Source organism: Microcoleus sp. PH2017_28_MFU_U_A (genome assembly GCF_020738035.1).
Classification (GTDB): domain Bacteria; phylum Cyanobacteriota; class Cyanobacteriia; order Cyanobacteriales; family Microcoleaceae; genus Microcoleus.
On record NZ_JAEQCX010000073.1, the window covers coordinates 45,675 to 54,126 of the forward strand.

At 44.4% G+C, this 8,452-nt stretch carries 7 protein-coding genes; 1 reads left to right on the forward strand and 6 read right to left on the reverse strand.

Translation table 11 applies throughout. The features are described 5' to 3' along the window. Nucleotides 1-37 precede the first annotated feature (37 nt). From feoB to JGK14_RS18220, 3 genes are all read right to left on the reverse strand, one after another. The gene (gene feoB / locus JGK14_RS18210) at nucleotides 38-2,377 is read right to left on the reverse strand and encodes a Fe(2+) transporter permease subunit FeoB (protein WP_293212978.1); all 2,340 of its coding nucleotides are present in this window, start codon (nucleotides 2,375-2,377) and stop codon (nucleotides 38-40) included. Beyond that, nucleotides 2,374-2,619: a FeoA family protein gene (locus JGK14_RS18215; protein ID WP_293184408.1), complete on the reverse strand. Its 246-nt coding sequence runs from the start codon at nucleotides 2,617-2,619 to the stop codon at nucleotides 2,374-2,376. The genes feoB and JGK14_RS18215 overlap by 4 nt, the downstream gene beginning before the upstream one ends. A gap of 428 nt (nucleotides 2,620-3,047) precedes the next feature. Beyond that, nucleotides 3,048-3,416 (reverse strand): FeoA family protein, encoded by a 369-nt coding sequence (locus JGK14_RS18220; RefSeq protein WP_293184410.1) that lies wholly within the window; start codon nucleotides 3,414-3,416, stop codon nucleotides 3,048-3,050. A 503-nt stretch (nucleotides 3,417-3,919) separates the two neighbouring features. Here JGK14_RS18220 and JGK14_RS18225 point away from each other — a divergent pair. Continuing rightward, nucleotides 3,920-4,819 (forward strand): alpha/beta fold hydrolase, encoded by a 900-nt coding sequence (locus JGK14_RS18225; RefSeq protein WP_293218892.1) that lies wholly within the window; start codon nucleotides 3,920-3,922, stop codon nucleotides 4,817-4,819. A gap of 87 nt (nucleotides 4,820-4,906) precedes the next feature. Here the strand turns inward: JGK14_RS18225 and JGK14_RS18230 are convergent, their stop codons facing one another. From JGK14_RS18230 to JGK14_RS18240, 3 genes are all read right to left on the reverse strand, one after another. Further along, a complete protein-coding gene (locus JGK14_RS18230) occupies nucleotides 4,907-5,350 on the reverse strand; it encodes a DUF4079 domain-containing protein (protein ID WP_293196150.1) in 444 nt (147 codons plus the stop codon). A gap of 224 nt (nucleotides 5,351-5,574) precedes the next feature. Beyond that, a complete protein-coding gene (locus JGK14_RS18235; RefSeq protein WP_293184416.1) occupies nucleotides 5,575-6,336 on the reverse strand; it encodes a WecB/TagA/CpsF family glycosyltransferase in 762 nt (253 codons plus the stop codon). Between the two features lie 432 nt (nucleotides 6,337-6,768). Next, a complete protein-coding gene (locus tag JGK14_RS18240) occupies nucleotides 6,769-8,142 on the reverse strand; it encodes an O-antigen ligase domain-containing protein (RefSeq protein ID WP_293196152.1) in 1,374 nt (457 codons plus the stop codon). Nucleotides 8,143-8,452: the final 310 nt, after the last annotated feature.

Consider the following 8,452-nt stretch of genomic DNA (forward strand, 5'->3'; position numbering starts at 1 on the left):
CTGCTATGAATAACTAATAACTAATAACTAATAACGACTAACTACTGATTGCTTCCCGTCGCTTTGCTCGTTTTCCACCAGCTAGTTTTAATGCCACAAGAGTCAAGCCCATCGCTATGATTAGTCTGACAATGCAAACCAGAGATGAGTCTGGATGCTCTGAAAATGTGGCTATTTGATAGTATCCAACTGCTGTAAAATAGGCGACACCAGTAGTCCATAGACCTGCGAATACAGTCCACCCCAAGTTAGTTTCGCGGTAAAGTGCGGCCGTTGCAGAGACGCAGGGAAAGTACAGTAATACGAATACCAAATAAGCAAAGGCGGCTTTATCAGAACCGAACCGCTGGGACATTTGTCCGTAGGTGTTACCAGAAATACCTTGCGCTTCTGCTGCTGATTTTTGGTCTGTAATATTGGCAGAACTTAAGCCGAGGGGATCAAAAATTTGACCGGGAAGTTTTGTGAGATTTTCTGGGATGCTAAAAAATGCTTTGCCGATGTTTCCCCAGAAGCTAAATTCTTCTTCTTTCTCCGGTTCTCCACCTGCTGCTTTTTGTTCGTCTGCTAGTTGAGTGTATAAGGAATCTAAGGTTCCAACCATGACTTCTTTGGCAAATACTCCTGTTAGTAAACCGACGGTGGCGGGCCAGTTTTCTTGGGTGATTCCCATTGGTGTAAATACAGGTGTTGCCGCGCGGCCGACGGCGCTAAGAATTGAGTCTTTGCTGTTGTCTTTGCCGAAGGAACCATCGGTGCCGACTGAACCCATAAATCCTAGTATAACGACCATGATCACGATCGCAATTCCCGCCTTTTTGATAAAAGCTTGCAATCTGTCCCAAGTCCGCAGCAGCACGCCTTTAAGCTTAGGAATGTGGTAGGGTGGCAGTTCCATCACAAAGGGTGCAGCTTCTCCTTGCAGGATGGTGTTTTTTAAGATTAGCCCGGTGAGAACTGCTGCTAAAATGCCTAACAGGTAAAGCCCCAACACCATGTTTTGACCGCCGACTTGGAAGAATGCGCCGCAAAACAGGGCGTAAACTGCTAATCTGGCACTACAAGACATGAATGGATTCATCATAATCGTCATCGTGCGATCGCGCTTATTTTCTAATGTCCGCGTCGCCATGATTCCGGGAATATTGCACCCAAAACCGATCATCATCGGTACAAAGGATTTGCCGGGAAGTCCGACAAATCGCATTAATCTGTCCATCACAAAAGCTGCCCGTGCCATGTAGCCGCAGTCTTCGAGGGCTGACAAACACAAAAACATCATCCCAATTTGGGGAATAAAAGTAGATGTAGTTTGAATCCCCCCACCAGCACCTTTTGCCAGCAGTCCGATCGACCATCCAGGGGCTTTGATAGTTTCTAAAAGGGCGCCGAAACCATCTACAAAAATTGTCCCGAAGAATTGGTCAAAGAAGTCGATAAACACTCCCCCAACGTTAATCGAAATGGTGAACATTAAGTACATCACCATCAAGAATACGGGAATGCCTAACCAGCGGTTGAGCACAATTTGGTCGATTTTATCGGAAAGATTGGCTTTGACTTCTCTGGAAGATTCGGCGACGCCTTGAGTCAGGGTGCGGATGAAGGTGTAGCGGCTGTCGGCGATGATAATATCTAAGTCGTCATCGAGGGTTTCGTGGACTCGGCGGCGGTGCGGGACGACTATTTTTTCTAACTCTGTATTGGCGAGTTCCGGGGCGACTTCATCCTGGTATTCTAGTAGTTTCAGGGCTGTCCAGCGGGCATCGATACTGCGGTTTGGGCTATGCTGTTGGATATGCGGGATTAGTTGGGCGATCGCATCTTCGATGACAGCCGGATAAGCTACACAGGCAGATGGTACGATCGGCTTAACCAGCGCCTTATTCACAGCATCGCGCAACAAAGGCACCCCGTCATTTGACGTAGCACTCATCGGCACTACAGTACAACCGAGACGTTCTGCGAGTTTGCTAACATTAATTCGGATGTCTCGTTCCTTGGCAACATCCATCATGTTTAGCGCGACTATCATCGGCACGCGCATCTCTAAAATTTGCGTTGTGAGATACAAATTTCGTTCTAAGTTGGAAGCATCAACAATATTCACAATCACATCAGCTTCGCCAGATAGCAAATAATCTCGCGCTACCAATTCATCGAGTCCGGTATCTCCATCTTCGGCATCGATAGAATAAACTCCCGGCAAGTCAACAATAGTAATTACAAAACCGTCGTGAGGGTATTTTCCCTCTTTGCGTTCAACTGTTACTCCCGGCCAATTACCGACTCGCTGGTTAGCACCTGTCAACGCATTAAATAAAGTAGTTTTTCCACAGTTGGGGTTGCCCACCAATCCAATGATTTGCTTAGTCATTCTTCTACTTCCTGTACAAATAAGATATTGGCTTCATCTTTCCGCAAACTGAGTTTGAAACCCCGCACTAGGATTTCTACGGGATCTCCTAGGGGTGCGTGGCGGGTAACAGTAAATTCTGTTCCCGGCGTCAATCCCATTGCTAACAATTTACTTTTGTAACCGCGGGCTGTTTTCTCATAGCCAACTACTCGGCCGATGCTGCCAACAGCTAAATCTCGCAGTTGTTTTTTATCGTTCATTTTTTTCTATTGTAATGGCTAGTTATTCAGTTGACAGTTAACAGTTAACAGTTGACAGTTGACAGTTGACAGTTGACAGTTGACAGTTGACAGTTGACCGCTTGAGGGCTACCTCTCCATAAAAGGAAGAGGATTGAAACAGTAAATAATTTTGTTTTATTTCCCCCTAAAACGAGGAGGTTTTAAACCCATTCTTCTTGGTAATTGGTAATTGGTAATTAAGTGCATTGGTCATTGTTCATTGGTAAGCTGTTGTGGCATTTAAACTGTATGTCAAGAAATAATCAAACTCTTGCGGGGTGGATTCGCAGTACCGCCCCGAATATTGCAGTTTAAATAAGCAACAGCTTAATAACTTTTTTTCATGTCCAATGCCCAATGCCCAATTCCCAATTCCCAATTCCCAATTTCCAATTCCGCTAATTCCGTTAATTCGTACACATAATTTTTTGTGCCATACCCGCCCCCAAACCAATGCGGTTGTCGCCAATTCCCACAATCACCGAGCCCCCAGAATTGCTGACTATTTGAACTTCTATGCCGGGGACTAATCCCATGCCGATGAGGCGTCGCACAGTGCCTTCTGAACCTTTGAGTTTGACTATCCGCAGCTTGTCGCCAACGCTTGCCATTGCTAGCGGGAATGATTTACCTTGAGCTGAGTCTGGCTGAATTTCTGTGCTATCCTCTGCGGTTTGAGAGACTTCTGGTGTCTCGCCGTAAAAGGTAAAAGCCCCGAACTGTCTGGGGTTTAGCTGTTCGTTTTGTTGGCTGTATTCTTGGGTGTTTTCTTTCATCTTTTCTGGTTGTCGATCGATTTTAGTAACTTTTTGCTTTGGCTTGCTTGTGCACCAGACTTGAGATTAATTCTCAATACTGGCAGCGCACAATGGTATACATCGCTAAATTTCCAGTTTCAGCGAACTCTTTCCCTGTTAATATTTCGGACGCAGCCATCCAACCAGCCCAGAAAGACGATTTTTTGGCGAGTTCGTAGTTTTAATCTCTCTTGCGTTAGATGCCAATGTGCGCTTTAACCCCCACGAAGCAATATCTACTGCTCTTAAGCATAGTAGATTAAAAAGGAATTATTAGCAACTATTCTCAAATATTTTAACATATAGTTAACCAACTCAGCCTTAGCCGAGACACCACGAGACTAAATATAGATCCTGGTTTCAGAGGTCGATCGCCCTAAATCCTCAAGTAGGAGGCGATCGAGCATATATACTTAAATATTTGAGGGGAAGGGGCGATCGCGGAGGCATCGGCCCTACCGATTCACACTTTATCAAGAATTATGCCAGCAAGTTTTCTCCCAAAGTCGATCGCACAACTCACAGAATCTACCTCAATTGCCTTAGCTAAAAGCATTCAAGTAGAGGCAATTACAACGAGTCTCAGCCAGCAGCCAATTGCCACAACCTACGCGCGCCAAGGCAGCGGAAACACCCCCATTTTGTTAATTCACGGCTTCGACAGTTCCGTATTTGAATACCGCCGCCTGTTGCCGCTGCTTGCCGAAAAAAATGAGACTTGGGCGGTTGATTTGTTGGGTTTTGGCTTTACAGAAAGAGCGGCGGATTTGCCATTCAGTCAAAAAGCGATTGGAAGTCACCTCTACTATTTCTGGAAAACCCTTATTTCGCAGCCTGTAATCTTAGTTGGCGCGTCGATGGGAGGTGCCGCAGCAATAGATTTCACTCTCAATCATCCCGAAGCCGTCAAAAAATTAGTGTTAATAGACAGTGCTGGTTTTGCGGTAACATCTAATAAAGGAAAATTTTTAATCCCTCCTTTAGGATATCTAGCAACTTCATTTTTACGCAACCCAATAATTCGCCAAAAAATTAGCGTCAATGCTTATTTCGACAAAACTTTGGCTTCTGTTGACGCACAAACCTGCGCGGCTTTGCACTTAGAAATGCCCAACTGGAATCAAGCTTTAATTGCATTTACCAAAAGTGGAGGTTACGGCGGTTTTGGGCAAAAACTATCGCAAATTCAGCAGCAGACGCTGATTTTGTGGGGAAAACAAGATAGAATATTAGGGACTGCGGATGCAGAAAAATTTAAAAGTGCGATCGCAAATTCCCAACTAATTTGGATACCGGATTGCGGACACGTTCCCCACTTAGAAAAACCACAGATTACCGCTCAACATATCTTAGATTTCATAGCTAAAGTAGCAGGTTCGTAGTGAGGACTTCAGTCCGCATCTCAGGTTCGTAGTGAGGACTTCAGTCCGCATCTCTTATCAGAGGACTGAAGTCCGAACAATCAAACGTTAAACTTTCGGTAAATACTTTTGTACAATCGTCCATCCTGTGAGCAACACAATAACAAATCCCCCACACAAAGCCAAATTAGTGCCAATGTGTAGCGGACGCGCCCAAGGATGTTTAGGGCCAATTTGCAGCCCGCTTCCTACAGAAACCAACACCAACGCCACCACAGCCAACCCCGCCGGTAAATGAGCTGAGTGACCCAAATTGCCATAGTATCCGAGCGTACCGACTACGCCAATTAAGAGCAGTAAAATTACCAGAGTCGCCATCCCCGCACCAGTCCCCAAATGAAAGGGACGCAGCCATTTTGGGCGTGGCTGTTTCGTGCTGCGGGCGGCAAACATCCACGTTCCAGTAACGGCCAACAACAGGTAAGCCAAAAGCGCCACACCCATTGACCACGCCGCTATTTTCCACAACCACAAGAAAGAAGGCAGATTCATGATTTAAATCCCGAGTTAGGGATTTGCAACAAAGGTTTCTTTCCGATTTTACCTGCACCTGAAACCAAAAATGAATATTATTGGCAGAAAGTGCGATCGCACTTTCCACAGATTCCATCTATCAGGACTCAATTCAAACGCCGGATATCACACTCAGATTCATTGACGTTATTGATTTGTAAATAAGAGTGTTTCCCAAGCGCCTTCCCTTCTAGCTTCGTGGTTTAACTGTCAACAAAAGGCATTTTATAAAACCCTAATTTTTGTTCTACGATCAAGCGGAAAAACGGCAGACCTTCTATCAAATATCTTCTCCACAACCTTCTCGGTTCGCTTAACAGTCGGTACGCCCATTCGATGCCGACTTCGCTCATCCATTTCGGAGATCTTGCTTTGCAACCAGCTTCAAAATCAATGGTTGCACCTACGGCCAAGAAAACTTTCACGTGTGTGAATTTACTCCTGTATTTAACCAGCCACTTCTCTTGCTTCGGCGCTCCCACTCCTATCGCCAGAACTGTAGCTCCTGATTTATTGATCGTGTCAATTATTGCTTCACACTCCTCCTCATTTTTTTCAAAGCCAAAAGAAGGAGAAAGTGCTTCAACAACTATTTCTCTACCAATTTTTTGATTGATTTTTTCCTGAGCTTTCCTGGCAATTCCTTCAGCCGCTCCTAGCAAAAATATTTTAACGTCCTCGTTATCCTTGTGATACATATAAAATGCCGGAAACAAGTCAGAACCCGAAATCTTTTCCTTGATAGGAGTACCCAAAAATTTTGAGGCATACATCAAGATTTGACTGTCGCAGACTCTATAACTAGATGTATTGTAAGCTTCATAAAAGTCGCGGTCATATTGCAACTTAATTAAGTGGTCTACATTGGGTGTAAATACGACACCACCTTCGTCATCTAGTTTTTCAAACAACTCTGTAATTGTAAAGTTATCTATCGCTACATTCAATAAATTAACTGTTTTCATTTTTTTATTCCCATCTAGCCTTGATATTCAACTACAACTCAAACCATAAACCCACAATACAGCAAGAGTGTTTTCACTACTTGGGCGTGGGTGTGAATATACTTTTTTTAGTATATCGCCCTACACCCTACCTGTCCAGTCAGAATGTTTAAAGATTGTGTAAAGAATCTGCTGCTTTTAGGAAAAAGTGTATAAAGCTAATTTGGTTTACAACTCGCAACACAGTTTTAATCAAAACACAATCCGGTGCTAATGTTTGAAACCTTGCCAATTAATGTCGATATTTTATTTTATTACATTAATTTTCAGCCAACTGAGAAAGAGATTGCAACTTCCCAACTAGATTTAATACAAACATAGTAGATTCTTAAATTTTTGTATCTAGAGAATGCAATATATTTTCAAGCTTTGAGCGCGCTCAAAGCTTGAAAATCATCCTGATTTTTGGTGAACCAGCGACTGTCTTCTTGGTGGCGAAGGCGAAATGGTTTTCTTGGCCTTCAGACTTTCTGGAGCTTTTAAAGCCAGACCCGATATTCCTCCAGCAATGACCGCAAAAATCGGGTTAGCCATAGCGTTCAAAACACAGTCAAACATATACATAGTTACGGCTACTCCCAGGGCCGCAGCGGGCGCTACTTTCGGATGAGACCAGGTTCTGGCGGGATACTTGAACGCAAAGACGACAACAGGAAGTAAAAATGAAGCAAATAAACTAACTAAACCGACTGCACCGTTGATGCCAAATGCAATAATCCACAAGCTATCGGTGACCGAGATATCTTTACCGTACCCGTCGTATACGCGGTTTCCGCCCGAATCCCCCCAGCCAAAAATAAATCTTTGTCGCGCTTTATCTCCTAATATCTCTTCCATGTCAAATCTAAACTTCAGAGAGGCGGCCCGTTCTTCGCCAAATATGGGATTGATTACGCTCATCACGTCGTGGCTCGAGAATTGACCAGATGCAGCTACGTACAGATAAAACGCTATATATCCAATTACGAATAGTAGTGGCAAAGAAGTGCGAAACCACTTGGCACAAAATAATATGAGTAACGCGATAAAAAATAAAGTATAGGCACCTGTAGAACGGCAGAGGAAAAAAGCGATAGTTAATACAATTGCTAGAGTCTTAATGTTTTTGCCCTGAAACTTTTTGAGCGTCCCAGTTTGCCAGAGCCAAATTCCGATTAAGGCTGCTGTCATCATCCACACGCCCACCATCAAACCGTGCTGCATAAATACTACAGGTCTCCACCCCCCCATGCGCCTTGCTTGACCCCAGTCCTCAAAGGCGTTGACGCCGTAAACCATTTGGTGCAGAAGTGGGCCCTTAACCCCTTCCAATAAAGTAAAAGGAACGTAGGCTAAACCACCTGCAAAAATCCCGATCGCCAATTGTCGCAGCCCGTCTAAACTACCCAGATACAACCGTCCAAAAAAATAAGGCAGACCCCAAGTAACGATTTGGTTGAAAGTCGGAGAAATTGGGCTACCGCCATTAGTAAGTTGTGAAATAATTGGAGACAAACAGCAAATTACGATTGGCACGTCCAGCCAGCCAGGCTTAAATTTGGTGAGGCGCTCAGTGTCGTAGATAATAACACCCAGCAAAATGGCGTAGCAAGATGCGGAAACTTTGGTATAGGCGGGCAATATGGGGATGGGATAAGAAACTTGTGGTAAAAATAGCCACGCTGCCACAAAAGTGATAATTACCGCCCGCTGAGTCGGAAACCTCACAAACAAGTAAAGAACGATCGGGATCAAACCGAACATCGTCAATGGGATTAATGCAGCCATAGGTTTTTTTGGCAGTAAAATGGTGGTAGAAAGACTACTTTATTTCCCGGATCTGAATTCTCGCTCCTACGATCGCCTCTTTACCCGATCTTGATAAAGCGGTTCTCAAGCGTGGTGAGGTATGCCCACGGAGACCTATGACGGAGGCCAATGCCCTATGCCCTATGCCCATGAGTACCTCATATGAAAGCTCGAAAGGCTATAAATAGATCTGATTCTTTTACGCTGAACATTTCTCAACATAGCTGTGCAATGCTGGAGATGTAACGATCGCAATTCCGTCATGGCTGACAGAACAGGTCGAATCCGA

What these genes read in the sequence shown, in the direction of transcription:
- feoB (WP_293212978.1), bottom strand. Translation starts at nt 2,377, where the DNA reads ATGACTAAGCAAATCATTGGATTGGTGGGCAACCCCAACTGTGGAAAA.
- JGK14_RS18215 (WP_293184408.1), bottom strand. Translation starts at nt 2,619, where the DNA reads ATGAACGATAAAAAACAACTGCGAGATTTAGCTGTTGGCAGCATCGGC.
- JGK14_RS18220 (WP_293184410.1), bottom strand. Translation starts at nt 3,416, where the DNA reads ATGAAAGAAAACACCCAAGAATACAGCCAACAAAACGAACAGCTAAAC.
- JGK14_RS18225 (WP_293218892.1), top strand. Translation starts at nt 3,920, where the DNA reads ATGCCAGCAAGTTTTCTCCCAAAGTCGATCGCACAACTCACAGAATCT.
- JGK14_RS18230 (WP_293196150.1), bottom strand. Translation starts at nt 5,350, where the DNA reads ATGAATCTGCCTTCTTTCTTGTGGTTGTGGAAAATAGCGGCGTGGTCA.
- JGK14_RS18235 (WP_293184416.1), bottom strand. Translation starts at nt 6,336, where the DNA reads ATGAAAACAGTTAATTTATTGAATGTAGCGATAGATAACTTTACAATT.
- JGK14_RS18240 (WP_293196152.1), bottom strand. Translation starts at nt 8,142, where the DNA reads ATGGCTGCATTAATCCCATTGACGATGTTCGGTTTGATCCCGATCGTT.